This is a genomic window from Streptomyces sp. NPDC037273 (genome assembly GCF_055603625.1).
Window position 1 is genome coordinate 199,821 of the sequence record NZ_JBVJVO010000001.1, and the last position, 26,828, is coordinate 226,648.

At 72.7% G+C, this 26,828-nt stretch carries 28 protein-coding genes; 15 read left to right on the plus strand and 13 right to left on the minus strand.

What is annotated here, in order from left to right; genetic code table 11:
- The first annotated feature begins 213 nt into the window (after positions 1-213).
- On the plus strand, positions 214-2,274 hold the full coding sequence (locus ACZ7G1_RS00885; protein ID WP_470881010.1) for a SpoIIE family protein phosphatase: 2,061 nt from the start codon (positions 214-216) through the stop codon (positions 2,272-2,274).
- Positions 2,275-2,291: 17 nt separating this feature from the next.
- Here ACZ7G1_RS00885 and ACZ7G1_RS00890 read toward each other — a convergent pair whose 3' ends face one another.
- From ACZ7G1_RS00890 to ACZ7G1_RS00900, 3 genes are all read right to left on the minus strand, one after another.
- Positions 2,292-2,918 carry a DinB family protein gene (locus tag ACZ7G1_RS00890; protein WP_470881009.1) on the minus strand — a complete coding sequence of 209 codons (627 nt, stop codon included), beginning with the start codon at positions 2,916-2,918 and terminating at the stop codon, positions 2,292-2,294.
- Between the two features lie 97 nt (positions 2,919-3,015).
- Positions 3,016-3,501 (minus strand): Lrp/AsnC family transcriptional regulator, encoded by a 486-nt coding sequence (locus ACZ7G1_RS00895; RefSeq protein WP_470881008.1) that lies wholly within the window; start codon positions 3,499-3,501, stop codon positions 3,016-3,018.
- A gap of 163 nt (positions 3,502-3,664) precedes the next feature.
- On the minus strand, positions 3,665-4,000 hold the full coding sequence (locus ACZ7G1_RS00900; RefSeq protein WP_470881006.1) for a YnfA family protein: 336 nt from the start codon (positions 3,998-4,000) through the stop codon (positions 3,665-3,667).
- A 409-nt stretch (positions 4,001-4,409) separates the two neighbouring features.
- Between ACZ7G1_RS00900 and ACZ7G1_RS00905 the strand changes: the two genes are divergently transcribed.
- Entirely contained in the window at positions 4,410-5,909 is a 1,500-nt protein-coding gene (locus ACZ7G1_RS00905) for an FUSC family protein (RefSeq protein ID WP_470881004.1), read from the plus strand.
- 91 nt (positions 5,910-6,000) lie between these two features.
- Positions 6,001-7,050: a lactonase family protein gene (locus ACZ7G1_RS00910; protein WP_470881002.1), complete on the plus strand. Its 1,050-nt coding sequence runs from the start codon at positions 6,001-6,003 to the stop codon at positions 7,048-7,050.
- 76 nt (positions 7,051-7,126) lie between these two features.
- On the opposite strand, the gene ACZ7G1_RS00915 is transcribed toward ACZ7G1_RS00910, so the two are convergent.
- Both ACZ7G1_RS00915 and ACZ7G1_RS00920 read right to left on the minus strand, forming a co-directional pair.
- Complete coding sequence (locus ACZ7G1_RS00915; RefSeq protein ID WP_470881001.1) at positions 7,127-8,047, minus strand: sirohydrochlorin chelatase; 921 nt, start codon at positions 8,045-8,047, stop codon at positions 7,127-7,129.
- Positions 8,048-8,191: 144 nt separating this feature from the next.
- Complete coding sequence (locus tag ACZ7G1_RS00920; protein ID WP_470881000.1) at positions 8,192-9,169, minus strand: N-acetylglucosamine kinase; 978 nt, start codon at positions 9,167-9,169, stop codon at positions 8,192-8,194.
- A 92-nt stretch (positions 9,170-9,261) separates the two neighbouring features.
- On the opposite strand from ACZ7G1_RS00920, the gene ACZ7G1_RS00925 reads away from it, so the two are divergent.
- Positions 9,262-9,939, plus strand: a complete 678-nt coding sequence (locus ACZ7G1_RS00925; RefSeq protein ID WP_470880999.1) for a uracil-DNA glycosylase — start codon at positions 9,262-9,264, stop codon at positions 9,937-9,939.
- 19 nt (positions 9,940-9,958) lie between these two features.
- Here ACZ7G1_RS00925 and ACZ7G1_RS00930 read toward each other — a convergent pair whose 3' ends face one another.
- The gene (locus tag ACZ7G1_RS00930; protein WP_470880998.1) at positions 9,959-11,041 is read right to left on the minus strand and encodes a WD40/YVTN/BNR-like repeat-containing protein; all 1,083 of its coding nucleotides are present in this window, start codon (positions 11,039-11,041) and stop codon (positions 9,959-9,961) included.
- Between the two features lie 101 nt (positions 11,042-11,142).
- Complete coding sequence (locus ACZ7G1_RS00935; protein WP_470880996.1) at positions 11,143-12,225, minus strand: NADH:flavin oxidoreductase/NADH oxidase; 1,083 nt, start codon at positions 12,223-12,225, stop codon at positions 11,143-11,145.
- 124 nt (positions 12,226-12,349) lie between these two features.
- Here ACZ7G1_RS00935 and ACZ7G1_RS00940 point away from each other — a divergent pair, with 124 nt between their 5' ends.
- Complete coding sequence (locus ACZ7G1_RS00940; protein ID WP_470880994.1) at positions 12,350-12,715, plus strand: ArsR/SmtB family transcription factor; 366 nt, start codon at positions 12,350-12,352, stop codon at positions 12,713-12,715.
- An 81-nt stretch (positions 12,716-12,796) separates the two neighbouring features.
- Here ACZ7G1_RS00940 and ACZ7G1_RS00945 read toward each other — a convergent pair whose 3' ends face one another.
- Positions 12,797-13,411: a DUF305 domain-containing protein gene (locus ACZ7G1_RS00945; RefSeq protein WP_470880992.1), complete on the minus strand. Its 615-nt coding sequence runs from the start codon at positions 13,409-13,411 to the stop codon at positions 12,797-12,799.
- 209 nt (positions 13,412-13,620) lie between these two features.
- Here ACZ7G1_RS00945 and ACZ7G1_RS00950 point away from each other — a divergent pair, with 209 nt between their 5' ends.
- Positions 13,621-15,156, plus strand: coding sequence for an LVIVD repeat-containing protein (locus ACZ7G1_RS00950; RefSeq protein WP_470880991.1), 1,536 nt, complete (start codon positions 13,621-13,623; stop codon positions 15,154-15,156).
- 13 nt (positions 15,157-15,169) lie between these two features.
- On the opposite strand, the gene ACZ7G1_RS00955 is transcribed toward ACZ7G1_RS00950, so the two are convergent.
- Both ACZ7G1_RS00955 and ACZ7G1_RS00960 read right to left on the minus strand, forming a co-directional pair.
- Positions 15,170-15,802, minus strand: a complete 633-nt coding sequence (locus tag ACZ7G1_RS00955) for a TetR/AcrR family transcriptional regulator (protein ID WP_470880989.1) — start codon at positions 15,800-15,802, stop codon at positions 15,170-15,172.
- A gap of 129 nt (positions 15,803-15,931) precedes the next feature.
- Positions 15,932-16,609: a phosphatase PAP2 family protein gene (locus ACZ7G1_RS00960; protein ID WP_470880987.1), complete on the minus strand. Its 678-nt coding sequence runs from the start codon at positions 16,607-16,609 to the stop codon at positions 15,932-15,934.
- Here ACZ7G1_RS00960 and ACZ7G1_RS00965 point away from each other — a divergent pair.
- Entirely contained in the window at positions 16,608-16,751 is a 144-nt protein-coding gene (locus tag ACZ7G1_RS00965) for a hypothetical protein (protein WP_470880986.1), read from the plus strand. The two genes, ACZ7G1_RS00960 and ACZ7G1_RS00965, sit on opposite strands and share 2 nt — an antisense overlap.
- On the opposite strand, the gene ACZ7G1_RS00970 is transcribed toward ACZ7G1_RS00965, so the two are convergent.
- Both ACZ7G1_RS00970 and ACZ7G1_RS00975 read right to left on the minus strand, forming a co-directional pair.
- Complete coding sequence (locus tag ACZ7G1_RS00970; protein ID WP_470880984.1) at positions 16,748-17,683, minus strand: M56 family metallopeptidase; 936 nt, start codon at positions 17,681-17,683, stop codon at positions 16,748-16,750. The two genes, ACZ7G1_RS00965 and ACZ7G1_RS00970, sit on opposite strands and share 4 nt — an antisense overlap.
- Positions 17,684-17,800: 117 nt before the next feature.
- The gene (locus ACZ7G1_RS00975) at positions 17,801-18,352 is read right to left on the minus strand and encodes a DUF5134 domain-containing protein (RefSeq protein ID WP_470880983.1); all 552 of its coding nucleotides are present in this window, start codon (positions 18,350-18,352) and stop codon (positions 17,801-17,803) included.
- Between the two features lie 213 nt (positions 18,353-18,565).
- Here ACZ7G1_RS00975 and ACZ7G1_RS00980 point away from each other — a divergent pair, with 213 nt between their 5' ends.
- From ACZ7G1_RS00980 to ACZ7G1_RS00995, 4 genes are all read left to right on the plus strand, one after another.
- Entirely contained in the window at positions 18,566-19,117 is a 552-nt protein-coding gene (locus ACZ7G1_RS00980) for a GNAT family N-acetyltransferase (protein WP_470880981.1), read from the plus strand.
- Between the two features lie 156 nt (positions 19,118-19,273).
- Entirely contained in the window at positions 19,274-20,680 is a 1,407-nt protein-coding gene (locus tag ACZ7G1_RS00985) for a DUF6421 family protein (protein WP_470880979.1), read from the plus strand.
- 35 nt (positions 20,681-20,715) lie between these two features.
- Entirely contained in the window at positions 20,716-21,477 is a 762-nt protein-coding gene (locus tag ACZ7G1_RS00990) for an SDR family NAD(P)-dependent oxidoreductase (protein ID WP_470880977.1), read from the plus strand.
- Positions 21,474-22,553: a threonine aldolase family protein gene (locus tag ACZ7G1_RS00995; protein ID WP_470881062.1), complete on the plus strand. Its 1,080-nt coding sequence runs from the start codon at positions 21,474-21,476 to the stop codon at positions 22,551-22,553. Before ACZ7G1_RS00990 ends, ACZ7G1_RS00995 begins: the two co-directional genes overlap by 4 nt.
- 87 nt (positions 22,554-22,640) lie before the next feature.
- Here the strand turns inward: ACZ7G1_RS00995 and ACZ7G1_RS01000 are convergent, their stop codons facing one another.
- Positions 22,641-23,366, minus strand: a complete 726-nt coding sequence (locus tag ACZ7G1_RS01000; RefSeq protein ID WP_470880975.1) for a lysophospholipid acyltransferase family protein — start codon at positions 23,364-23,366, stop codon at positions 22,641-22,643.
- Positions 23,367-23,586: 220 nt separating this feature from the next.
- On the opposite strand from ACZ7G1_RS01000, the gene ACZ7G1_RS01005 reads away from it, so the two are divergent.
- The 4 genes from ACZ7G1_RS01005 (at position 23,587) to ACZ7G1_RS01020 (ending at position 26,713) form a co-directional block, all read left to right on the plus strand.
- The gene (locus tag ACZ7G1_RS01005) at positions 23,587-23,898 is read left to right on the plus strand and encodes a TlpA family protein disulfide reductase (protein ID WP_470880974.1); all 312 of its coding nucleotides are present in this window, start codon (positions 23,587-23,589) and stop codon (positions 23,896-23,898) included.
- A 284-nt stretch (positions 23,899-24,182) separates the two neighbouring features.
- A complete protein-coding gene (locus tag ACZ7G1_RS01010) occupies positions 24,183-24,707 on the plus strand; it encodes a flavin reductase family protein (protein WP_470880972.1) in 525 nt (174 codons plus the stop codon).
- A gap of 199 nt (positions 24,708-24,906) precedes the next feature.
- A complete protein-coding gene (locus ACZ7G1_RS01015; RefSeq protein ID WP_470880970.1) occupies positions 24,907-25,692 on the plus strand; it encodes an electron transfer flavoprotein subunit beta/FixA family protein in 786 nt (261 codons plus the stop codon).
- A 58-nt stretch (positions 25,693-25,750) separates the two neighbouring features.
- Positions 25,751-26,713 carry an electron transfer flavoprotein subunit alpha/FixB family protein gene (locus ACZ7G1_RS01020; RefSeq protein WP_470880968.1) on the plus strand — a complete coding sequence of 321 codons (963 nt, stop codon included), beginning with the start codon at positions 25,751-25,753 and terminating at the stop codon, positions 26,711-26,713.
- The last annotated feature ends 115 nt before the right edge of the window (positions 26,714-26,828 follow it).

The window sequence follows — 26,828 nt, forward strand, 5'->3', positions numbered from 1 at the left end:
AGGCGCGCCCCCTCCCCGCATCCGTAGAACTACGGAACCCACCGTCAGAACCACGGAACCCTCCGTCGGAAACCACGGAACCCTCCGTCGGAAACCACGGAACCCTCCGTCCTCGATCGGCCGCACTGCGAAGGGCCCGGCGTCGGCACCTCGGCTAGGGTGATTCGGTAGGGATTGCGCCCCCTGGGGCCGGGCCGATGCGTAGGTCGATGCGTGGAGACTCATCAGTCGTCGAGCAGGGTTCCGCAGCCGCCCAGGGCGGCCGTCGGGGACGCGGGTGTGCTCCGCGAACTGCTCCCGATCGCGCTGTGGCGTGAGGACGCCGACGGCCGGATCGTCGAGTGGTCGCTGGCCGCGCAGGACCTCCTCGGGCACCGCCCTGAACATGTCCTGGGACGGCTGGCCACGCCGCTCCTGGTGCCCGACGCGAACCGTGAGCTGGCGGACCGCCTCACGGACCGGGTGCAGGCCGGCGAGACCATGGTCGGCACGCTGCCGGTGCGGCACCGGGACGGTCACACGGTCGCCATGGAGATGTGGATCGTGCCCGCCGCGGACCCGGAAGGGCGGCCGGGGGCGATGCTCATCGCGGTGGAGACGTCAGAGGTCCTGCGGATGCGGGAGAACCTGGCGGCGATGGAGAGCCTCTTCACCCAGTCGCCGATCGGCCTCGCGCTCCTCGGCCCCGACCTGCGGTTCCTCCGCGTGAACGACGCCCTCGCGCACATGAACGGGGTGTCGGCGGCGGAGCACGTGGGCCGCCGCCTCACCGAGGTCGTGCCGGGCGTCAACGCCGCGTCGCTCGAGTCGCTGATGCGGCAGGTCCTCGACAGCGGGACGGCCGTCGTCGACGCGCGCCGGGTCGGCCGTACGCCGGCGGACCCCGACCGGGACCACATCTGGTCGTGCTCGTACGCGCCGCTGGTCGACCGGACCGACAGCCGGCCCCTGGGGCTCATCGCCTCGCTCGTCGACATCACCGAGAGCCAGGAGGCGCACACCGAGGTCGAGCGCGCCCGCCACCGCTTCGCCCTGCTCGCCGAGGCGGGGGCCAGGATCGGCACGACGCTCGACCTGAAGCAGACGGCCGAGGAGGCGGTCCGTTTCCTGGTGCCGCAGCTCGCGGACTCGGCCGACGTACAGATGCTGGAATCGGTCCTCGAACCGGACGATCCGGCGGCCTCCACCCGGGGGGTGCTGCGGCGCCTCGCGGCCCGCTTCCCCGACCCGACGGCGCCGACGTCGCTCCTCGCCCCCGGGCAGACCTTCCAGATCCCGCTCGACTCGGTGTACGAGCAGGTGGTCGTCCACGGGCGGCCGACGAACCTGTACTCCTCCGACATCCCGGCGCTGTTCACCGACCCCCGCACCGAGGCCCTGCGCACCTACCTCGCCACCCGCATCGGCTCGGCCCGCCTGGTCCCGCTGGTGGCCCGGGGCCAGGTGCTCGGCGCGGTCACGGTGACACGCCTGAAGACCCGCGAGCCCTTCGACGCGCAGGACTGCGTCCTCATCGACGAGGTCGTGGCCCGCGCCGCCCTCAACATCGACAACGCCCGCCTCTACACGACCCAGCGGGAAGCGGCGATCACCCTCCAGCGCAGCCTCACCAACAGCGAACTCCCCGCCGTCACCGGCCTCGAACTCACCGGCCGCTACCTGCCCGCCAGCGCCCACGACGTCGGCGGCGACTGGTTCGACGTCATCGCCCTGCCCGGCGGCAGGACCGGCCTGGTCATCGGCGACGTCATGGGGCACGGCATCCACGCGGCGGCCGTCATGGGCCAACTCCGCACGGCTGTGCGGACCCTGGCGCGTCACGACATCCCGCCGGCCCGGATGCTCAGTTCGCTCGACGCGGTCGTCGCCGACCTCGGCGAGGACGAGATGGCGACCTGCGTGTACGCCGTCCACGACCCGGCCGCCGGCGGCTGGGTCATCGCCCGCGCGGGCCACCCGCCGCCGGCCGTGGCCACCGCCGACGGGACCGTCACCTTCCTCGACGGCCCTCCGGGCACCCCGCTGGGCACCGGCGCCCACGACTTCGGCACGGAGGAGGTCGCCCTTCCCGAGGGCGGACTCCTCGTCCTCTACACCGACGGCCTCATCGAGGCCAGGCACCGCGACCTCGACGAGGGCATGCGCCAGCTCGCCCAGGCCCTCCGCCCCCTGGACCGCCCGCTCGACGTGCTCTGCGACGAGGTCCTCGGACGGCTCCTCGCGGGCCCCGCCCAGGACGACGTGGCGATGCTGCTCGCCCGCACGACCCGCTGAACTCCCGCTCCGGAAGGTCAGACTCCCGTCCGGGTCAGCCGGTACAGGTCCCGCAGCAGGGCGATCTCGGCGCCGTGGTGCAGGACTTCCTGGTTCACCCACCAGACGACGTCGAGGAAGAGTTCCTCCGCATCGCCGCCGTGCGGGTAGGTGCAGTGTCCGACGGTGTCCAGCGCCGTGTCGTCGACGGACAGCAGGGCCTCCCGCCAGGCGTCGGCCGCCTCGGTGAAGGCCGCCACGGCGGTGGTGACGTCCCCGCTGACCACGTAGTCGTCACGGGTCCGCGCGCGGCTGCCGTTCGTGTGGTCGGCGCGCAGCGCCAGCAGCTCGGAGAGATGGCTGAGCCGCCACGCGATCGTCGTGAACGGCGCCGGCTCGGGATGCGGCGGCGGAGTCGTGTCACGCCCGAACTCGCCCGCGCCCACCAGGACGGTGGCGCGCGGCCCCGGCCCCTCGGAGTGGCGGCGGACCGACCAGCAGCCGGGACCCGGCTCCCAGAAGTACTCCTCGTCGGTCATCGGACCGACCTTCACGTCCGTACCGTTCCCGCTGTTCATCACCGGGCCCGCCATCCGGTCGGTCAGCCGCTGCCGGGCGAAGTCGAACTCCGCGAGCAGGGGGGCGAGTCGGGCGGGTGTGGTCATGGTGCGCTCCGGGTCTGACGAGGGCAGGGCGGTCGTACCCTGCCACGCGAGCCCTCCCGGACGCCCGTGAATTTCCGCCGGTGCACGGGCGGGCGGTTCACGGGCGGGCGGTGCCGGACCGCCGTCCGACCGCCTCGACCAGCGGCAGCAGCCGGTGGGCCACCCGCTCGCGCAGCGCGATCTCGGTGCGGGTGCGGACCACCCCGGGCAGCTGGATCAGCCGCTGGATCACGTCCTCCAGATGTCCGGCGTCCCGCGCCACCACCCGCGTCAGCAGATCGCCGCCGCCGGTGATCGAGAAGGCCTCGACGATCTCGGGCACCCCGGCGAGCGCGTCCCCCACCTCGTCGAGATGCCCCTGCGTCACCTCCACGTGCACGAACGCCAGCACCGGATGCCCCAACGCGGCGGGCGACAGGACCGGTCCGGTCGCCGTGATCACCCCGTCCCGCTCCAACCGGTCGATCCTGGCCTGCACGGTGCCCCGCGCCACCCCCAGGATCCGCGCGTACTCGCGCACACTCGTCCGCGGCTGCTCGATCAGCAACCGCAGAATCCTGGTATCGAGCTCGTCCACCGCCATGCTCCGCCGGCCTCCTCCACCTCTTACCGGTCATTACGGATCATTCCCGACTGTACCGATGAGCTCTTGCCTCCCTTTCGGAGGCGCCCGGGGCGCACGCCGACCCGACCCCGCCGTGGGCGCGGAATGGCCGGGTGCTTCCTCTTCGACTGCCGCGGCGCGGTCAGTGGCCGCGAGGGGCGTACATGATGACGCCCATGCCGGCGAGGCAGACGAGGGCGCCGATGACGTCGTAGCGGTCGGGGCGGTAGCCGTCGGCGACCATGCCCCAGGCGATGGAGCCGGCGACGAAGACGCCGCCGTAGGCGGCGAGGATGCGGCCGAAGTTGCCGTCGGACTGGAAGGTGGCGACGACTCCGTACAGGCCGAGGGCGATGACGCCGGCGCCGATCCATGCCCAGCCGCGGTGCTCGCGGAGGCCCTGCCAGACGAGCCAGGCGCCGCCGATCTCGAAGAGCGCGGCGACGGCGAAGAGGGCGAGGGAACGAGCGACGGTCATGCGGTCAGAGCCTACCGACGGGCCGTAACGCCTGCCCCGCCCGGCCCGGGGCATCGCCCGGAGCGTCGGCGACCCGTACTTCGCCGAGCACACGGAGAGCTTCCTGAGGGGCGTGGGCTTCCCGGTCGCCGGAGGACGTGGGCCAATGGCCGCGTCCGGTCACTCGCGGCCCCCTGGTGCTGTGCCAATGGCCCAGTGATTCGGCCGCCGGTTGAGCCGCCGTACCCCTCTGCGTCTATCCTTGTAGCCATCACCTATTTTTCGGCGCCGCAGCGCCGTCCGGCGACGAGGCCGGGCGGATCCGCGGTGCTTTCGTCGTGTCCGAGCCCCCACCACCCCCGGGGGAACTCGCGCGCGCCGAAGAGACAGATCAAGGGGGGCGGGATTGGCCGCCGTGCGGAAGTACTTCATGGCTCCGGATCCGGGGCTCGTCCGGCTCAGGGTCTCGCTGCGCGCCGTCCTCGGCATCACGCTCGCGGTCGCCCTGGCAGAGCTGCTCGGTCTGTCCCTCGTCGCGTCGATCACCGCCGGTCTCGCCGCGCTGCTCGCGCTCTTCACGGTCGGTGACTCCACGGTCCGGGGCCAGGCCGTCACCACCGCACTGCTGCCGACCGTCGGCTTCCCCGTCCTGGCCCTGGCGACCCTGCTGCACGACGCGCCGCTCGCGCGAGACGCCGCCTGGCTGCTCGTCGTCTTCGCCGGGGTGTACGCGCGCCGCTGGGGACCCCGCGGCCACGCGCTCGGCATCTTCGCGTTCATGCAGTTCTTCGTCACCCAGTTCCTGCACGCGCTGCCCGCCCAGCTCCCCGAGCTGTACGCGGCCGTGGCGCTCGCGCTCCTCGCCGCCGGGGCGGTCCGCTTCGTCGCCTGGTGCATCGAGCGCCGGGTGCCGCCGCCCGCCGCGCCCGCGCCGCTGCCCGGTGCGGGCCTGGCCCGCGCGACCACCCGTCAGGCCGTCCAGGCCACGGCGGCCTGCGCCATCGCCCTCGCGGCGGGGCAGCTGATCTCGCACGACCGCTGGTACTGGGCCGTCGGCACCGCGTGGTGGATCTTCGTGAACACGGCCTCGCGCGGCGAGACGCTCGTACGGGGCTTCCGCCGCGTCCTCGGCACCGTCACCGGCATCGCGGCCGGCCTCCTGATCGCCGTACCCCTCGGCGGAGCGCCCGGCCCCACCGCCCTCCTCGTCGCCGTCTGCGTCTTCGGCATCTTCTACACGGCCCCGCTGTCGTACTCCTGGATGATGTTCTTCGTGACCGTGATGGCCGGGCTGCTGTACGGACTCCTCGGCGTCCTGCACCCCGGGCTGCTCGTCCTCCGCTTCCAGGAGACGGCCGTCGGCGCGATCGGCGCGGCGATCGGCGTGGCCCTGCTGCCGGTGACGACGCACGCCGCCACCAACGCCTGGATCGAACGCGCCGTGACCTGCGTGCACACCTGCACCACGGCAGCCGCCCGGCGCCTCGCCGGCGACCCCGCCGCCGACCCGGCCCCGCACGCCGGAGAGCTGGAACTGCTCCTCGGCAAGGTCAGGCTCTCGCTGGCCCCGCTGGTGCACCCGCTGAGCCCGCTGCGCGCCCGCAAGGCCAGGGCCCGCCAGGTGCTCGCCCTGCTCGACGACTGCGCCCGGGAGATCCGCGGCCTGGCCGCCGTCGCCGCCGACCCCGACGCCTCGCACGACGCCCGGCTCGCGGCCGCCGCATGGCGGGTCGAAGCCGCCGTGCACGCCCTCGTGCCGCCGGCCCGCCCGGTGGCCACGGCCGTCGCCGAGGGCGACGCGGCCGTTCCGCACCACCACCCCGGCGCCGAGACCGCCCTCGGTCACCTGCACGGCCTCGAACAGGCCCTCGTCGACCTGGCGGCCCCGCTGCGGACCTCGCCGCGGGCGCCGCTGGTACCGGCCGCCTGACACCCCTTTGGTCTAGACCGCCTGCTACCGTCGGCCCCACGGACGACGACGGCCGGTCGAGCGCGACCGGCCCCGGGGCAGGGGAGGCGTCATGGGCGACGCAGGGGCGGCACGGAGCGGGGCGCGCGCGTACATCGGATCGTTCACGTCGGCGGGCGGGCGGGGGGTGCTCGCCGCTGAGGTAGACGAGGAGACCGGCGCGCTGACCGTGACCGGAGCGAGCGACGCCGTCGCCGATCCGTCGTTCCTCGCCCTGGCGGGACGGGTGCTGCACGTGGTGTCGGAGACGGATGCCGGGGCGGTGGCGGCGTTCGACGTCACCGGACCCGTACCGCTGCCGCTCGGGGCACCCGTACCCGTGGGCGGCGCCGGCCCCACCCACCTGGCGCTCGCGGCCGGGCACCTGCTGACCGCCAACTACACCGCCGGCAGCGTCACCGCCCTGCCGCTGGCGGAGGACGGCACGGCGCGGCCCGCGACGGCCGTCCTCCCGCACGAGGGCAGCGGACCCGTCACCGACCGCCAGCGCGGCCCGCACGCCCACCAGGTGCTGCCCGACCCCAGCGGCGGCTGGATCCTCAGCGTGGACCTGGGCACCGACTCCGTCCGGATCTGCGCCCTCGACCCCGACACCGGCGTGCTCACCCTCCACGGCGAGACCGCGCTGCGCCCCGGCACCGGGCCGCGCCACCTGGCCTTCCACCCGGACGGGACGCACGCGTACGTCCTGAACGAGCTGGAGCCCACCCTCACCGTCTGCCGCTGGGACGCGGCGGAGGGCGTCCTCGAACCCCTCGGCGAGACCCCCGTCGTCCCCGAGGGCACGGCCGGCCCCAGCTACCCCTCCGAGGTCGTCGTCGCCCCCGACGGCCGCTTCCTGTGGGCCGCCGTGCGCGGCGACGACACGCTCGCCGTCCTCGCCCTCGATCCGGACGGCGCCAAGGCCACCCTCGTCGCCACCGTGCCCTGCGGCGGCCACTGGCCCCGCGACCTGACCCTCGACCCCGCCGGGCGGCGCCTGTACGCGGCGAACGAGCGCTCCGGCGACGTCACCTGGTTCACCCTCGACCCCGAGACCGGGATTCCGGCCCGCGCGGGCGCCGTCGAAGCCCCGGCGGCCTCCTGCGTCGTCTTCGGCTGAGCACCCCCGGGTGCGACGGAGGGCCCGCCCCGGACGATTCCGGAGCGGGCCCTTCCGTACGGCCGCGGCGCGGGCCTCAGTGCGAGGGCGCGTCCTGCGGCTGCTGCGGGAGGCCCAGCACGGCCGTGTACTGCGTGAGCACCAGCTTGCCGATGGCCGGGTAGGCCCCCAGCGGCTCGGCGACGGCGCACCCGGCTTCCTTCGAGGCGATGTCGAGGAGACCGTCGGCCAGCTCGGGGCCGATCAGGTACGGGGCCAGGGCCAGCTGCTCCGAACCGGCGGCGCGCAGCTGCTCGGCGATGGAGGCGATGGAACCCTCCTGGTCGAGCGCGGCGGCCATCACCGGCACGGCGAGGCGCGCGGCGAGCAGCATGCCGGTGATGCCGGCGGCCTGCACGGCCTCCTCGCCGCCGACCGTGGCCAGGATGATGCCGTCGGCCGCGGTCGCGACCGTGAAGAGCCGGGCGCGGTCGGCCCGCGCGAGACCCGCCTCCGACAGGCGCACGTGGAGCGCCTCGGCGAGCAGCGGGTGCGGACCGAGGACGTCCGTCAGCTCGGCCGTGTTGCCGCTGTCCATGACGGCCTGGCGGACCAGACGCATCTGGGCGCTGTCCGGGCCCGCGAGCAGCGGGACCACGACGGCGGCAGGACCGTACGGCGCGGCGACCTCGCGGCCGGCGGCCAGGGCGATCTGGTACCGCTCGGTGCGCAGCGCGTCCGCCGACGTCAGAACGGTCGCCAGCGAGGCGTACTCGGTGTCGTCGCCCTCCAGGAAGCCGATCGCGGCCTCGAGGCCGGGCAGCTCGGAGCGGGCGATGCTCACGACCTCTTCGGCCAGTGAGCGGATGGCGGCGGACGGCACGCCGGGAACGGCGAGAACCAGCGCGGGAGCGCCCTCGGGCGCCGCCGCGGGTTCGGGGCGACGGTGCCGCCCGGACTGGCGGGGTCGAGGCATTCGTACAGGCAGGCCGGAAGCAGGCCCAGTGGGGGAGCTCATGGCGCCGCATGCTACTGGTTTCGTCCACGGCGCCGTCGGCTGAGGTGCGCTCGCGCGCCTTCTGCCCCCCTATGTCCGGTCCAGGTGTCCACCCGCCCCGCGCACCGCTCCCCACCTGGGCGGATACCCCCGCCCCCCACCCGGTCAGGAACCGGACACCCGCAGCAGCGCCGGGTCCTCCGGGAGCCGCAGCGTGCCTCCCACGAGACCCACGGCCAGCGCGACCGCCCCGGCGAGCGGATCCCCCGCCGCGGGCACCACACGGGCGTGCGGCACCAGCCTCCCGAGCGCCGCCCGCAACGGCACGAGCAGCGGATCGCCCATTTTGAACAGCCCCCCGGTCAGCGCCACCACGGCCTCCGGCTCGCCGGGACACACGGCCTCCGCCGCCTCGGCGACATGACCCGCCGCCCGCGCCAGGATGTCCGCCGCCACCGGATCCCGCTCCGCGCACCGCCCCACCTCGGGCGCGAACGAGGCCAGCACCGCCGGCCGGTCGGTACGCGGATACAGCACCCCCGCCAGTCCCGCCGCCGGGCCGAACAGCTTCTCGGCCCGCGCGAGGAGCTCCGCCGAGCCGCCCCGCCGGCCGTCGTACGCCCGCATCGCCGCGTCGAGGCCGGCCCGGCCGATCCACGCACCCCCGCCACAGTCCCCGAGCAGATGCCCCCACCCGTCCGCCCGCCGCCACGACACCAGATCCGTCCCGAGCGCGATCATCCCCGTCCCGCCCGCCACCACCGCTCCCGCCCGCTGCCCCAAGGCGCCCGCGTAGGCCGTCACCGCGTCCGCCGCCAGCGCCACCCTCCTGGCGCCCCAGGCCTCCGCGAACGCCCCCGGCAGCTCCCGCCTCAGTTCCTCCCCGAGCGTCGCCATCCCGGCGGCCCCGACCCCTACCGCGAGCACCGGCCCCGGCCCGTGCTCCTCCAGCAGCGCGTCCACGGCCGGCACGACCTGCTCCAGAAAGTGCCCGGCCGAGATCCCCCCGGGCCCGGTCCGTACCGGCTCGCGCGAGGCCGCCGTCCCGGCCACCACCCCGCTCTCGGCCCCCGCCAACGCGATCCGCAGCCCCGACCCCCCGGAGTCGACGCCGACGACCAGACCCTCGGAGCGCTCGATCACGGAATGCACGGTGCACCGTCCTCACTGCGGGTGGAGCCGCGGGCGAAAGGGAGAAGGTTCCCTGTCACCCTAGGCCGGTAGAGTGACGGACTGTGACAGCGCGACCGTTGAACGAACTGGTGGAGCCCGGTTGGGCGGAGGCTCTGCGCCCCGTGGCGGGGCGGGTGGCGGAGATGGGGGAGTTCCTGCGGGCGGAGATCGCCGCGGGGCGCACGTATCTGCCGTCGGGGGCGAACGTGCTGCGGGCGTTCCAGCAGCCGTTCGACGAGGTCCGGGTGCTGATCGTGGGTCAGGACCCTTATCCGACGCCGGGGATGGCGATGGGTCTGAGCTTCTCGGTGGCGCCGGAGGTGCGTTCCCTGCCGGGCAGTCTGGAGAACATCTTCCGGGAGCTGCACACGGATCTCGGGCTGCCCCGGCCGTCGAACGGCGACCTGACCCCGTGGACCCGGCAGGGCGTCCTGTTGCTCAACAGGGCGCTGACCACCGCTCCGCGCAAGCCGGCCGCGCACCGCGGCAAGGGCTGGGAAGAGGTCACCGAGCAGGCGATCCGCGCGCTCGCCGCCCGGGGCAAGCCGCTGGTGTCGATCCTGTGGGGAAGCGACGCCCGTCGGGCCCGTCCGCTCCTCGGCGACCTGCCGGCGGTGGAGTCCGTCCATCCGTCACCGATGTCGGCGGACCGCGGCTTCTTCGGATCGCGTCCCTTCAGTCGCGCGAACGACCTGCTCCTGAGGCAGGGCGCCGAGCCCGTGGACTGGCGCCTGCCCTGATCCTGCCGGGGCGCGCCGCTCAGATCACCGCTGCTCTGACGCAGAGGACGTCCGGGAGGTGCTGGGCGAGGAGCTGCCAGCTGTCGCCGTCGTCGGGGCTCGCGTACACCTCGCCGTTGCGGTTGCCGAAGTAGACGCCCGCGGGGTCGGCGTCGTCGGTGCAGAGGGCGTCGCGCAGGACCGTGCCGTAGTGGGGGGTCTCGGGGAGGCCCTGGGAGAGGGGTTCCCAGGTCTCGCCGGCGTCGGTGGTGCGGTAGACGCGGCAGCGGCGGCCGGCGGGGACGCGGTCGGAGTCGGCGGTGATGGGGAAGACGTACGCGGTGCCGGGGCGGTGCGGGTGGGCCGCGACGGCGAAGCCGAAGTCGGAGGGGAGCCCGGAGCCGATGTCGGACCAGTGGGCGCCGGCGTCGTCGCTGCGGAAGACGCCCCAGTGGTTCTGGAGGTAGAGGCGGTCCTTGTCGCCGGCGTCCTGGGCGATCTTGTGGACGCACTGCCCGAACTCGGGGTTCGGGTCGGGCAGGAAGACGGCGGAGACCCCGTGGTTGGCCGGGGCCCACGCGGCGCCGCCGTCCCGGGAGCGGAAGACGCCCGCGGTGGACACCGCGACCGTGAGGGCGTCGGGGTCGCGCGGGTCGGTCACGACGGTGTGGACGGCCTCGCCGCCTCCGCCGGGCACCCACTTCGACCGGGTCGGGTGCTCCCAGAGCGGGCGGACCAGCTCGAAGGACTCGCCGCCGTCGGCCGAACGGAACAGCGCGGCGGGCTCGGTCCCCGCGTACACGACGCCGGGGGAGTGGCCGGGCGCCGGATGCAGCTGCCAGACGCGCTCCAGGGAGGCGCCGGTGTCCTCGGGGAACTTCACGGCGGGGCGGGCCGGTTCGGTCCAGGTCTTGCCGAGGTCGTCGGAGTGGAAGACGGACGGCCCCCAGTGGGCGCTGTCCCCGCCCACGAGCAGCCGTGGCGTCGGCCGCCGGGTGTCGATGGCGACCGAGTAGACGGCCTGGGCGGGGAACTCGGGATCGTCGAACTCCCATCGGCCGTCGTGCCTGCGGCCGATGAAGAGACCCTTGCGGGTGCCCACGGTGAGGAGTACGTCGGGCATGGCTGCCACCTCCAGGACGCCGTTGTCGCGGATACGGGCCAGTCTGCACCCGCCCACTGACAGCGGCCCCCGGACACACCCGCGCCCGGTGCGCCCGCCGGTCAGATCGCCCAGGCGTACGGGGCCGGGGCGTGCGTCTCGGCGCCGAGTTCGCGGGCGGCGCGGCGGGGCCAGGAGGCGTCGCGGAGGAGTTCGCGGCCGAGCAGGATCGCGTCGGCCTCGCCGTTGGCGAGGATCTTCTCGGCCTGCTCGCTCTCGGTGATCAGGCCGACGGCGGCGACCGGAAGCCCGGTCTCCGCCTTGACGCGGGCGGCGAAGGGCACCTGGTAGCCGGGGCCGACGGGGATGTCGGCGGGGCCGCCGTTGCCGCCGCTGGACACGTCGAGGAGGTCGACGCCGTGCTCGCGCAGGAGGGCGGCGAACCGGACGGTCTCGTCGGCCGTCCAGCCCTGCTCCGCCAGCCAGTCGGTGGCGGAGATCCGGAAGAAGACGGGAAGGTCCTCGGGCCACACGGCCCGTACCGCGTCGACGACCTCCAGGGCGAGCCGGGTCCTGTTCTCGAAGGAGCCGCCGTAGGAGTCGGTGCGGTGGTTGCTGTGCGGGGAGAGGAACTCGCCGATGAGGTAGCCGTGGGCACCGTGCACCTCGACGACCTCGAAGCCGGCGTCGAGGGCCCGGCGGGCGGCGTCCGCGAACCGGCCGGTGATCTCCCGGATCCCGTCGACGGTGAGCTCGGTCGGCACCGGGTAGCCCTCGTTGAACGGGACCGGGCTGGGGGCGACGGGCTGCCAGCCGGGCCCGTCCTGCGCGACGGGGCCGCGGCCCTCCCAGGGGCGGTTGGTCGAGGCCTTGCGTCCGGCGTGGCCGAGCTGGATGCCGGGCACGGTGCCGTGCTCCTTGAGGAAGCCGGCGATCCGCCGCAGGGCCTCGGTCTGCGTGTCGTTCCAGAGGCCGAGGTCCGCCGGGCTGATCCGGCCCTCGGGGGACACGGCGGTGGCCTCGACGAGGATCAGTCCCGCGCCGCCGGTGGCGCGGGCGGCGTAGTGGGCGAAGTGCCAGTCGCCGGCAACGCCCGCGTTCGGCCCGGTCGTCTCCGCGGAGTACTGGCACATGGGCGCCATCCAGACCCGGTTGGGCACGGTCAGCGAGCGGAGGGCATAGGGCTGGAACAGGGCGGCGCTCATGACGGACTCCGTTTCGGGGATGCCTCGAAGATGCTCGTACGATACACATCGTAGTACGGCGACTGTCAAACTACGAGAGGTCTCGTACAATGGGCGTCATCCCGGATGAAGTGGAGCCGCCGCCGTGACCAGCACGACCAGCCCCCGCGCCCTCGAACACCCCACGCGTGACCAGATCCGCCTGGAGGCGGTGCTCCACGCGCTCGCGGACCCGGTACGGCTGCGGATCGTGCGCGACATGGCCCGCGAGGGCGCGGAACTGAGCTGCTCGTACTTCGACCTCCCGGTGACCAAGTCGACGACCACCCACCACTTCCGCGTGCTCCGCGAGAGCGGCGTGATCCGCCAGATGTACCGCGGCACGGCCAAGCTCAACGCCCTCCGCGCCGACGACCTGGACGTACTCTTCCCCGGCCTCCTCGCCGCCGTCCTCGCGTCGGCCGGCGCCCAGTCGGGCCGCGACCACGAGGGGGAGGTCGCGACGCTCTGACGTCCGTCTGCCCGTCCGTCAGGCCGGCCGCTCGCGCCGCCGCGTCACGCCCCCTCGGTCACCGTGACCCGATCCGTGCGGTCACAGCGACCGCATCCGGTGGATCTCCGCGCTCTGCTGGGCGATGACGTCGTTGGCCATCTCCTCCACGAGGACGTTGTTGCCCTCGCCGAGGAGCTCGGCGGCCATGGTCACGGCGCCTTCGTGGTGCGTGATCATGAGCCTCAGGAACAGGTCGTCGAAGGCCTTGCCGCGCGCGTTCCGCAGCTGGGTCAGCTGGGCCTCGGTGGCCATGCCCGGCATGGAGTGGTGGTCGTGGCCGCTCTGCGCGCGCGGGCCGCCGTTGTTTTTCAGCCAACCTTCCATCGCGCCGATCTCCGGCTGCTGGGCCGCCGCTATCCGCTCGGCCACCCTTCTGACCTGGGAGGATGTCGCGCGCTGCGGAGCGAGGGCCGTCATCGTCAGCGCCTGGCGGTGGTGGGCGATCATCATCTGCACATAGCGGTAATCGGCGCTGTTGGGGCTCTCGTCGGGCAGGAGGCGGGCGGCCTCCTCGGGGGACACCCGGCGGGCCGGTTCGCCGGGCTTGCCGGGCGCGATCACCGCGCCCTCGCCCCCCTTGACCTGCGGCGCGGCCGCCTCGGGCGTCGACTCGCAGGCGCTCAGGGCGAGTACGGCGGCGACGGGCAGAACCATGGTGGCAATGACACGCTGACGGCGGTTCAACAACGGGACCTCCAGGCGATCTTGCGGGGAGACGTTCCGTTCCTCGCACTTTTCTGGGGATGACTGATCAGTAACCTTCACGACGTCCGTGTTGCCATCTGTTGAAATGTGCACGGCAAGGAAGATACTGCCGGGGTCCAGCACCTGTTCCCAGTCGAACGGATACTAGGGAGGACCGAGTGACTTCGTTGCGTACCCCGCGTAGCGCGTCCTACACGAGAGATCCCCGTGCACGGGCCAGACGCCTGGGCGTGGCGACAGCCGCGGCCGGGCTCTTGGCCACACTGCTCGCGGTCACCCCCGCGGCGGCCACCCCGGACCCCGGAGACGCGCCCACCCAGGGCGAGGTCTCCTCGGCACAGGCGGCCGATACGAGCGCCGCCATCCAGAGCGGCGAGATACCCGGCGTGGACCAGATCGTCCACAGCGCCAACATCGAGCACCTCGCGAACATCCCGAAGGACGCCCTCAAGGGCACCAACTCGGACCTCGCCTTCCAGGGCAAGTACGCCTTCGCCGGCAACTACGACGGCTTCCGCATCTTCGACATCAGCGACCCGAAGGCGCCGAAGACGGTCACCCAGGTCCTGTGCCCCGGTTCCCAGAACGACGTCTCGGTCTCCGGGAACCTGCTGTTCCTGTCCACGGACTCCTCCCGGAGCGACAACAGCTGCGCCAGCACCACGCAGCCCGCCTCGGTCAAGGAATCCTGGGAGGGCATGAAGATCTTCGACATCAGCGACATCGCCAACCCGAAGTACGTCGCCTCCGTCGAGACCGCCTGCGGCTCGCACACCCACACGCTGGTGCCGAGGAAGAAGGACGTGTACGTCTACGTCTCCTCGTACTCGCCCAACGTCGCCTTCCCCGATTGCCAGCCCCCGCACGACGGCATCTCGGTCATCAAGGTGCCCCGCAAGGCGCCCGAGCAGGCGGCCGTCGTCAACTTCCCCGTCCTCTTCCCGGGCGAGGGCCCGGACGGCGGCGGCAACCCGGGCGGTCCCACCAACCCGGGCGTCTCCAAGACCACCGGCTGCCACGACATCACCGTGCTCCCGGAGAAGGACCTCGCGGCCGGCGCGTGCATGGGTGACGGCATCCTCTTCGACATCGAGGACCCCGAGCACCCGCGGGTGATCGACCGCGTCCAGGACAACGTCAACTTCGCCTTCTGGCACTCTGCGACCTTCAACCAGAAGGCGAACAAGGTCGTCTTCACCGACGAGCTCGGCGGCGGCGGCGCGGCCACCTGCAACGCCGTGGTCGGCCCGAACCGCGGTGCCGACGGCATCTACGACATCGTGGGCAAGGGCAAGAACCGCAAGCTCGTCTTCCGCAGCTACTACAAGATCCCGCGCCACCAGGCCGACACCGAGAACTGCGTCGCCCACAACGGCTCGCTCATCCCGGTCAAGGGCAAGGACCTCATGGTCCAGGCCTGGTACCAGGGCGGCGTCTCCGTCTGGGACTTCACCGACTCGGCCAAGCCCACCGAGATCGCCTACTTCGAGCGCGGCCCGATCTCCGCGACCTCCCTGGTCGGCGGCGGCTCGTGGTCCGCGTACTACTACAACGGCCACATCTACTCGAACGACCTGGTCAAGGGCTTCGACGTGCTGAAGCTCTCCGACCGGCGCACCGACCCCGCGAAGCGGATCCGGATGGACGAGCTCAACGTCCAGACGCAGCCGGACTACTTCGACTTCGACGACTGACCGAGCGCGGAGCTCAGGCAGGCCGCGGCGCCTGAGTGCCGCCGGGCGGACCCCCGTCCGGCGGCACACCCATCTCCCAGTCCAGGCCGTAGCGGTGGAACAGCTCGGCGCGCAGCCGCGCGAGGGGCATCGGCGCCCCCGGCAGCAGCACCGCCACCACCGTGCCCATCAGCAGGGCGCGCAGCAGCGGATAGTCGGTGTCCACGTCCTGCGAGCCGTACCGGGTGACGGTGTCCCGCAGCAGGAAGGCCAGCCGCTGCTGCTCCTGGCACTGGACGAACCCCTCGGCCTGGAGGATGCCCGCCATGTGCGTGCGCATCAGCGTCGGCCGGGCCGCGGCGAGGCCCAGGATCGCGTCGATCGCGCGGGCCAGTCGTTCCCGCCCGTCCTCGGTGCGCGGCTCGCGTTCGAGCCCCGCCTCCAGGGTGAGGTGCATCAGCCGGTGCACGGCCGACTGGAGCAGCTCGCGCTTGCCGGGGAAGTAGTACGAGATCAGTCCGCGCGCCGTTCCGGCCCGCTTCGCGATGTCGCCGAGTGTGGTCGACTCGTAACCATTCGTGTCGACCAGCTCCACCGTGGCCTCCAGAATGCGCTCCCGCGACCGGCGTCGGAGCTCTTCATTGACCGATGGGCTACGCGGGGACATGCTGGGCTCCTGCGTTGACTGGCTGCCAGCCAATATACTCGGCGCATCCGGTCGGCATGCCTGCGTGGCGGGCCGTCCGGGCTGCCGTCTGTTCTGGGCGACACGGGGGATCGTCCAGAACAGGCGGCTTCATCGCTTTTCTCCCATTCTGCTCCCCGGTGGCCGCCCGTCCGCGGCACGCTCCGGCCGGCCTTCGCTCCGGCGGTACGTCAGGATCGCCACGGACACGCAGCACCAGCCGAGGAGCCATCCGCCGAGGACGTCCGACGGCCAGTGCACGCCCAGGTAGACCCTGGTCCACCCCACCCCGAGCACCGAGACGGCCGCGGCGCCCGCGAGCGTGCCCCAGCCGCGCCACTCGTCCCGCCAGTGCAGGGCCAGCACCCACAGCAGCAGCCCGCAGGTCACCGTCGCCGTCATCGCGTGGCCGGACGGGAAGGCGGCGAACCGCGCCGAGTCCACCGGGTCGGGCCAGACCGGCCGGTCCCGGCCCACCAGCGCCTTGAGCGTCTGCTGCAGACCGACCGCCAGCAGGCTCGTCCCCGCCACCCACAGGGCGAGCCGCCGCTCCCGCCGCGACCACAGCAGCACGACGACCGCCGCGGCCAGCGCGCGCATCGTCCACGGGTCCCACAGCCAGTCGCTCAGCACCCGGTTCACCTGGGTGAACCCGGGGTGGGCCAGGGCGCTGCGATGGAGCTCCCCGGCGACCGACCGGTCGAAGGAGAGCAGCGGCGGCCACTCCACGGCGACGAGCACGAGCAGCAGGACGGCCAGGACGCCCGAGACGACGGCGGAGGTGCGCATGCGCCGATCCTGCCCGACGGACCCCTCCGCGCGGCTGTCCGCGATCTCCCCGCGCGCCGCCGGGGTGCGTGTGGTCCCGGCGTCCGCGGAGGTGCGGGTCGCCGCCGGCCGGGGCCGGGGTGCGGCCGTCACCCGGGGCTAGCCGAGCGCGCTGAGCGCGGGGACGAAGGCGACGAGCACCGGGACGACGGGCACGAGGGAGGCGACCGCGGTGAGGCGGAGGCGGTGGGCGGCGGTGAGGCGGGGCGCGGCGGTGAGCAGCCGGTTCACGCGCTGGGGCAGATCGGCGTCCGGTCCGGTGCCGGGGCCGAACACCCCGCGGTCCTCGTTGAGTTCGACGAGGGCGAGCGCGACCGTCAGGCGGCCGAAGCGGCGCGAGGCCACGTCGTCGGCGGCCAGCTCCACCAGCCGGTGCATCTCCTCGCGGAACGCGGTGAAGACGGGGATGCCGGGGAACCCGTCGGCCAGCGCGGCCGAGCAGTGCAGCAGCCAGTCGTGCCGGGCGCGGGCGTGGCCCTGCTCGTGGGCGAGGACCGCGTCCAGTTGACGTCCCTTCAGCCGCCGCAGCGCGGCGGTCGTGATGACCAGCTGGGGCGTGGTGCCCGGCAGCCACCAGGCGTCGGACCGCTCGCCCTCCAGGACGACGAGCCGTTCGCCGCGCGGCCGTTCGCCCGGCAGCAGGGGCGAGCGGACCAGGAGTTCGCGGCGGCGCCGCGCCCGTCGGGCGCGGGCCTGGCCGATCTCGCGGCCCAGCATCGCCCCGGACCACAGTCCGGCCGCGGCGAGGACGACCGCGAGCACCCCGGACCAGGGCCCGGACGTGCCGAGTTCGTAGGCGTCGACGACGGCGTGCGGCGCGGGCGCGAAGAGTTGTCCCCGTACGGCCTGCCAGGCGGCCGAGGCGCTGAGCGTCATGGAGAGCGCGAAGCTGAGGAGCACCGCGGCGACCGCGCACTGCCACACCCACAGGGCCACCACGGGTTCTCGCTCCACCCAGTCGGCCCGGGACAGCAGCCGCGGTGCCGCGAGAGCGGTCAGGACGCCGAGCAGGAGCAGCGCGAGGGAGACCCACATGGGCGTCAGCCTATGAGCGCGGTACGGGTCGGGGGTATGGGCGCGGAAAGCAAGTGACGTACGCCACGGTTTCGTTGCCCGGGCCGAGGCGCGCGACCGGGCTTTCCCCTCCCCGCGTCAGAGCGTCAGGAGCATCGCCAGCATCGCGAGGGCCATCGTCAGCCGGCAGGCCAGCGCGAGCTCGGGCCGGGTCGCCCAGGCCGGTCCCGGGCCTCCGGCGGTCGCCGTCACCGGCACGAGCCGCGTCCCCGTGCGCAGGACGTAGCCGACGTAATAGAGGAGCAGGGCGCCGGTGAGGACGGGTATGCCGCCCGCCACGGCCGCCCCGTGGCCGGTGTGCGGGCCCGGCGACGCCATCGACAGGGCCATGTAGAGCATCGCGAGCGAGCCGATCAGGTGGTGGAGATGATGGCCGCCGCGACGCAGCGCGGGGAGGGCGTGGAGGGCCGCCGCGCCGAACACCGCCGCGTACACCCCCCGGCTCCAGCCGGGCTGGGTGAGGGCGGCGGCGGGCAGCGCCATCACGGCCATGCCGAATCCCATGACCGCCTCGCCGCCGGCGGCGCGCCGCTCGCCCCCCGCGGAGGCGCGCATCCGCAGCAGGCAGGACAGGCCGGTCGCCGCGCAGACGGCCACCAGGAGCCACCCGGACAGGGCCGGTCCGTGCACGGCACACCTCCCCTCGACGCCGTACCGTCCGGAAAGGACTGCCCGGCACAGGAGGCGCGCACGCGGGCGCACGGGCGCGCACTGGTGTACGAGGGGGGAGTGCGAGGCGCGCGCGTTAGGCTCGGGATGATCGCGCACCGATCGCGCGCGCCCCGATGTGTGCGCGAGCCGGTGGCGCCCGCACCGTCAGCGCCCGAGGGGAGCCTCACCCGTATGGACACCGCCATGCCTCAGGAGACCGGCCGGATCAGCTATCGGGAGGCGGTGCTCGACGACGTGCCCGCGCTGGTCCCGCTCGTCGAGTCGGCCTACCGGGGCGACGCGAGCCGCGGTGGCTGGACCACGGAGGCGGACATCCTCCAGGGGCAGCGGACCGACCCCGAGGGCGTCGCCGCCGTCATCACCGCCCCCGGCAGCCGCCTCATGGTCGTGGAGCGCGACGGCGTGCTCGTCGCCTGCTGCCAGCTGGAGCACCGCGGGGAGGCCGGCTACTTCGGCATGTTCGCGGTCCGCCCCGACCTCCAGGGCCTCGGCCTCGGCAAGCAGATCATCGCGGAGGCCGAGCGCCGGGTGCGGGAGCTGTGGGACGTGCGCGAGATGCACATGACGGTGATCTCCGTACGCGAGGAGCTGATCGCCTGGTACGAGCGGCGCGGCTACCGGCGCACGGGCCGGATGACCCCGTTCCCATACGGCGACGAGCGCTTCGGGGTGCCCCAGCGCGACGATCTGGAGTTCGAGCTCCTGGTGAAGCCGCTGAACTGATCCGTCCGGCGGAAGAGTCGCCTCCCCCCTGGTGGACAGGAAAAACTGCGGTCGCGAGGGGGGTGGTGCAGGAGAATTTCTCTTGCTCCCCTTGTGGTGGAGAACCGTCGCTGGTTACGGTGTCTTTACGTGAGGTTCTCCTGTGGAGGAAGAGGAATGACGGAAATTCTTGTGCAGGACGTGACCGGTGGGGGCATAGCCACCGACGCCCGGGTCATCGACCACCCGGCCTGGACCGAGCTCAAGAATGCCGTGGAGGAGTTCCGTCCCTGGCAGAGCGCGGACGGCTCCATCGACTTCGAGGCCGAGGGCGCGCCCGCCCGCTCCCTCGTCGAGCTGACCGTCGACCGCGCCATCGCCGCGGTCGAGCAGCTCTCCCCGCTGGTCCCGCACGACGGTGCCTACCACCGCGCGCTCGTCGCCGACCTGCGCAAGTGGGCCGAGGGCGGCTTCGCCGTGCCGGACTTCCTCGACTCCCTCATGGAGTTCCACCCGGCCGCCGGCCGCGCCGACGGGCTGCAGCACCTGGTGCTCTTCCCGATGTACACGCAGAACGGCAACCCGGACCGCAACTTCGAGGCCGTCGTGCTGCGCATGGTCTGGCCCGAGTGGCTCTCCGAGCTGGAGCGCACGCGGTACGACAACCCCGGCTTCTGCGGCATCACCTTCGAGGACTTCACCGCCGGTTACGACACCAACTCGGCCGTCCTCTTCCCGGAGACCGTCGCGGTCCGCGAGGTCCCCGAGCGCTTCACCTGGGGCGGCATCTTCTGCGACCGCGAGGCCGCGCGCTTCCGCAAGGTCACCGAGGCCGCGGTCGACACCCTGGGCGTCAAGCTGCCCGAGGACATCGCCGTCATGCTCGGCGACCAGCTGCGCTGCCAGCAGGCCTTCGCGCTCTGGGACCTGGTCCACGACCGCGCCCACAGCCGCGGCGACCTGCCCTTCGACCCCTTCATGATCAAGCAGCGCCAGCCCTTCTGGATGTACGGGCTCGAGGAGCTCCGCTGCGACCTCACCGCCTTCAGGGAGGCCGTGAAGCTGGAGGCCGAGGGCAACGGCCACGGCCGCGACGTGCAGTACACGGTCCTCTTCGACCGGATGTTCCGCTTCCCGCTCACCGGCGACCGCAACCGGAACTACGACGGTCTCGGCGGCCAGCTCCTCTTCGCGTACCTCCACAAGAACGACGTGGTGCGCTGGACGGACAACGTCCTCACCATCGACTGGGACCGCGCCCCCGAGGTCACCAACCGCCTCTGCTCCGACATCGAGACCCTCTACCGCGAGGGCATCGACCGCCCGAAGCTGGTCCACTGGTTCAAGGCGTACGAGTTCGTCTCCGCCTACCTGGCCCCGCACCCGGGCTCGAAGTGGGCCAAGGGCCCCGACGCCCTGGACCTCTCGCTGCCGCCGCGCAAGCTGGTCGACGACGTGCTTCCCGACGAGTTTCCGCTCAGCATGTTCTTTGAGGCCCTCTCCAAGAAACTGAAGGGCGTGATCGCCGACACCAAGGGGATCACCGCCGCCGACGTCCCGAGCACCGAGCGGGCCGCCGCGTGAGCGACCTCATCGAGCCCACGGAGGAGACGTCGCCCATGAACGCCAACGGAAACGGCGGCCCCCTCGACGGCGCCGTCATCGCGGTCGCCGGCGCGGCAGGCCCCGCGGGCCGCGCGACGCTGATCCGCCTCGCCGAGGCGGGCGCCACCGTCGTCGGCTCCGACGCCGACCCGGCGCGTCTCGCCGAGGCCGTCGACGCCGCGCGCTACGCCCACGGCGGCGCCAAGGTCGTCGGTGACACCGTCGACCTCCTCGACCTGGACGCCACCCGCGCCTGGGCCGAGAAGACCGAGAAGGAGTTCGGCCGGATCGACGGCCTGGTCCACCTCGTCGGCGGCTGGCGCGGCAGCACCACCTTCACCGACACCGACCTCGCGGACTGGGACTTCCTGGAGAAGCTCCTCATCCGCACCGTCCAGCACACCTCGCTGGCCTTCCACGACGGGCTGCTGCGGGCCGGCGGCCGCGGCCGCTACGCCCTGATCAGCCAGGTCGGCGCGCACAAGCCGGTCGCCAACAACGCCGCGTACAACGCCGGCAAGGCGGCCGCCGAGGCCTGGACCCTCGCGATGGCCGACTCCTTCCGCAAGCTGGGGGGCGACGACGGCCCGCAGGCGGCGGCTGCCATCCTGGTGATCAAGGCACTGGTGCACGACGCCATGCGCGCCGAACGCCCCAACGCGAAGTTCGCGGGCTTCACCGACGTCAAGGACCTGGCCGACGAGATCGCCGGCCTGTGGGACAAGCCCGCCCAGGAAGTGAATGGACAGCGTCTGTGGCTGACCCCCAAGCCGTGACCTCGGCACTCGGCCCCAGGACCGACGCACGTCGGCACCACGACCCGTCGGTCCGGGGCTTCGCCAGCGACAACTACGCCGGCGCCCACCCCGAGGTGCTCGCCGCCCTCGCCCTCGCCAACGACGGCCACCAGGTCGCCTACGGCGAGGACCAGTACACCGAGCACCTCCAGCGGATCATGCACAGCCACTTCGGCGCGACCGCGGAGGCCTTCCCGGTCTTCAACGGCACCGGCGCGAACGTGACCGCCCTCCAGGCGCTCACCGACCGCTGGGGCGCCGTGATCTGCGCCGAGACCGCCCACATCAACGTGGACGAGGGCGGCGCCCCCGAGCGGATGGGCGGCCTCAAGCTGCTCACCGTGCCCACCCCGGACGGCAAGCTCACCCCCGAGCTCATCGACCGGCAGGCCTGGGGCTGGGAGGACGAGCACCGCGCGATGCCGCAGGTCGTCTCGATCACCCAGAACACCGAGCTGGGCACCGTCTACACGGTCGAGGAGATCCGCGCGATCGTCGAGCACGCCCACTCCAAGGGCATGAAGGTGCACCTCGACGGCGCCCGGATAGCCAACGCGGCCGCCTCGCTCGACGTGCCGATGCGCGCGTTCACCAACGCCGTGGGCGTGGACGTGATCTCGTACGGCGGCACGAAGAACGGCATGCTCTTCGGCGAGGCCGTCGTGGTCCTCAACCCCGACGCGGTCAGCCACATGAAGCACCTGCGCAAGCTGTCCATGCAGCTCGCGTCGAAGATGCGCTTCGTGTCGGTGCAGCTTGAGGCGCTCCTCGCGAAGGACCTCTGGCTGCGCAACGCGCGGCACGCCAACGCGATGGCCCAGCGCCTCGCGGCCGGGGTGCGCGAGGTCGACGGCGTGGAGATCCTCTACCCGGTGCAGGCCAACGCCGTCTTCGCCCGCCTCCCGCACGAGGTGACCAGGCGGCTGCAGGAACGGTTCCGCTTCTACTTCTGGGACGAGAAGGCCGGCGACGTCCGCTGGATGTGCGCCTTCGACACCACGGAGGACGACGTGGACGCCTTCCTCCAGGCCCTGAAGGAAGAGCTGGCCAGGTAGTCCCGGCCCGGCACGCCATCGGTACAGGAACAGAGGGCCGGACGGAGTCGATCGACTCCGTCCGGCCCTCTCCTCGTGCGTGCGGGCCTACTTCTCGCCGGCCTTGACCTGCTCCGGCGTCGGAGCCGTGCCGCCGAGGTGGGCGGGGATCCACCAGGTGTCGGCCGCGTCCTTGGAACGGACCGGGTAGGCGCGCTGGGCGGCCTCCAGGAGCTCCTGGACGCGCTCGCGCAGCCGCCGGGTGATGGCACCGGCGTACTGGTCGGCGGGGGCCTCCACGGGCTCGCCCACGCGGATCGTGACGGGGATGTGGCTGCGCTTGAAGTTCCGCGGGTGGCCCTTCGTCCACAGCCGCTGGGTGCCCCACAGCGCCATCGGGATCAGCGGCACGCCCGCCTCCTGGGCGAGGCGCGCGGCGCCCGTCTTGAAGCCCTTGAGCGTGAAGGACTGGGAGATGGTCGCCTCGGGGAAGACACCGACGATCTCGCCGGCCCGCAGGGACTCCAGGGCGTGCTGGTAGGCGTGCTCGCCCTGCGCGCGGTCGACGGGGATGTGCTTCATGCCGCGCATGAGCGGGCCCGAGACCTTGTGCCGGAAGACCGAGTCCTTCGCCATGAAGCGGACCAGGCGCTTCTGCGGCAGGGCCGCGAGACCGGTGAAGATGAAGTCCAGGTAGCTGATGTGATTGCTCACGAGCACGGCGCCTCCCGTCCGGGGGATGTGCTCCGAACCCTGCGTGTCGATCTTCAGGTCGAGCGCCTTGAACAGGGTGAGAGCGGCGCCGACGACCGGTCGATAGACGAGTTCTGCCATCGGAGAGGAACCTCTTCTTCGTGTGCCCGGAGCGGGTTCTCCCGGCGAAGTTACGCGGCCGTAGGTTTTCGGCTTTGGGCAGATCGTGCCCCATGTGCGGGCTCGTGACCAGTCCAGGCGGCTTCGTACAGGGAGATTCTCGTCACGCCCGGTGTTCGTGGCGGGAATCGAACGGTGCCGTGGGACGCTGCACCGGAGACGGAACGGAAGGAAAGTGACGATGGGCGAGATCGTGGGGCCGGAACTGCTCGGTGCCGAGCTGGGGGAGAGGGCCACGCTCGTCCAGTTCTCGACCGCCTTCTGCCAGCCCTGCCGGGCCACCCGCCGCACCCTCGCCGAGGTCGCCGCGATGGTGCCCGGCGTGGGGCACGTGGAGATCGACGCCGAGGAGCGCCTCGACCTCGTCCGCGAACTGGGCATCGCCAAGACCCCCACCGTGCTCGTCCTCGACAGCGCCGGCCGTGTCGTGCGACGGGCCGCCGGCCAGCCCCGCCGAGTGGACGTCATCGCCGCCCTGGGGCAGGCGGTCTGACGCCCCGCCACACCGGCTGCCCGCGCCCCACGTGCCTCGCGGCACGCTCGTGCGCAGCTCAGCGGCCCGCCACTCTGCCTCAACTGACGCGGTGACGCTTCTCCCATATTGCGGTACCCGCTTGACTGCACCCCGCAACGATCGTCACCCTGGCGGGGTGCCCATAGAACTCCTTCTCTACGGCCGCGTCCACGTGGACCTGGCCCGCAACGCGAGCGCGCGCTGTCCGGGTGTCTGACCACCCCAGGACCCCTCTCATGCCGCCCTCGCGGAAGGACAACTCCATGACGGTCTCGCCCGAACTCCGCGCCGTCCCCACCATCGGCGCACCGCGCCAGGCCTCTCCCGACCTGCTGCGCTCCGTCTTCCGCCGGCACGCCGCCGGTGTGGCGGTGATCACCGCGCACGGTGAACGGCCCGTCGGCTTCACCGCGACCTCGCTCAACTCCGTCGCCGCCGACCCCCCGCTGGTCTCCTTCGGCGTGGGCACCTCGTCGTCCAGCTGGCCGGTGCTGGCCGAGACCGAGTTCATCGGGGTGCACATACTCGGCGAGCACCAGCAGGAGCTCGCCGCCACCTTCGCGCGCAGCGGCGCCGACCGGTTCGGCGGCACGACCCGCTGGAGCCTCGGCCCCGAGGGCGTGCCGCTGCTCGACGGCGTGCTCGCCTGGCTGGTGTGCCGGGTCGTGGCCCGGGTGCCGGCGGGCGACCACCGGATCGTGATCGCGCAGGCCGTCTCGGGGGACCCCGACGGGGCGGGCCGGCCGCTGCTGTACCACCACGGCCGCTTCAACGCGCTGCGCGACTGAGAGTTCCCGTCCGGGCCGCTTTCCGCGCGTTGGGCAGATCACATGCCTGAGCGCTTGCTTACTGGTAACGAACTGGGTGTACTGACGAGTAATATTCCGCTGAGGGCGTCCGGCGCCCCGAACGGAAACCCGCCCTTCAGGCGCCTATGCTGCGAGCAACAAGGCAGCCCAGTTATCACGATGCAGTAGGAGAGCCGGCGTGAGCTTGAGGATCGTTGTCTGTGTGAAGTACGTGCCCGACGCCACCGGCGACCGGCACTTCGCCGATGACCTGACCGTGGACCGCGACGACGTCGACGGCCTGCTGTCGGAGCTCGACGAGTACGCGGTCGAGCAGGCCCTGCAGATCGCCGAGGAGGCGGACGACGCCGAGGTCACCGTCCTCACGGTCGGCCCCGAGGACGCCAAGGACGCGCTCCGCAAGGCGCTCTCCATGGGCGCCGACAAGGCCGTCCACGTCGAGGACGACGACCTGCACGGCACCGACGTCATGGGCACCTCGCTCGTGCTCGCCAAGGCCATCGAGAAGGTCGGCTACGACGTCGTCATCGCCGGTATGGCCTCCACCGACGGCACCATGGGTGTCCTGCCGGCCATCCTCGCCGAGCGCCTGGGCGTCCCGCAGGTCACCCTGCTCTCCGAGGTCAAGATCGAAGGCGGCGTCGTGACCGGCCGTCGCGACGGCGATTCCGCCTCCGAGCAGCTCGAGGCGTCCCTGCCGGCCGTCGTCTCCGTGACGGACCAGTCGGGCGAGGCGCGCTACCCGTCCTTCAAGGGCATCATGGCCGCCAAGAAGAAGCCGGTGGAGTCCCTGGACCTGGACGACCTGGACATCGACGCGGACGAGGTCGGCCTCGAGGGCGCCTGGACCGCCGTCGACTCCGCCGCCGAGCGTCCGGCGCGCACCGCGGGCACGATCGTCAAGGACGAGGGCGAGGGCGGCAAGCAGCTCGCCGAGTTCCTCGCGAGCCAGAAGTTCATCTAAAAGGCTCCCGCGAGCCGCTCAGACCGCCCCCTTTTCGTTCGCAGGAGATTGAAGTCCCATGGCTGAGATTCTCGTCTACGTCGACCACGTCGACGGAGCCGTCCGCAAGCCCACTCTGGAGCTGCTGACCCTCGCCCGCCGCATCGGCGAGCCGGTCGCCGTCGCGCTCGGCAACGGCGCCGCCGACACCGCCGCCGTCCTGGCCGAGCACGGCGCCACCCGTGTCCTGACCGCCGAGGCCGCCGAGTTCGCCGACTACCTCGTCGTCCCGAAGGTCGAGGCCCTGCAGGCCGCCTACGAGGCCGTGTCCCCGGCCGCCGTGCTCGTTCCGTCCTCCGCCGAGAACAAGGAGATCGCGGCCCGCCTCGCGGTCCGCATCGGCTCCGGCATCATCACCGACGCCGTGGACCTGGAGGCCGGTGACGAGGGCCCGGTCGCGACGCAGTCCGCGTTCGCCGCCTCCTTCACCACCAAGTCCCGTGTCTCCAAGGGCACTCCGGTCATCACGGTCAAGCCGAACTCGGCCCCCGTCGAGGCCGCCCCGGCCGCCGGTGCCGTCGAGGCGCTGGCCGTCTCCTTCTCGGAGAAGGCGCACGGCACCAAGGTCACCGCGCGCACCCCGCGCGAGTCGACCGGCCGCCCGGAGCTGACCGAGGCCGCGATCGTGGTCTCCGGCGGCCGTGGCGTCAACGGCGCCGAGAACTTCGCGATCATCGAGGCGCTCGCCGACTCGCTCGGTGCCGCCGTCGGCGCCTCCCGCGCCGCCGTGGACGCCGGCTGGTACCCGCACTCCAACCAGGTCGGCCAGACCGGCAAGTCGGTCTCGCCGCAGCTGTACATCGCCTCCGGCATCTCCGGCGCGATCCAGCACCGCGCGGGCATGCAGACCTCGAAGACGATCGTCGCGATCAACAAGGACGCCGAGGCGCCGATCTTCGACCTCGTCGACTACGGCGTGGTGGGCGACCTCTTCGACGTCGTCCCGCAGCTGACCGCCGAGGTTCAGGCCCGCAAGGGCTGACCTGCGGTTCTGTTCGGCCCGGGGGGGGGGGGGGGGGGGGGGGGGGGGGGGGGGGGGGGGGGGGGGGGGGGGGGGGGGGGAGGGGGGGGGGGGGAGGAGAGGGGAGAGAGGGGGA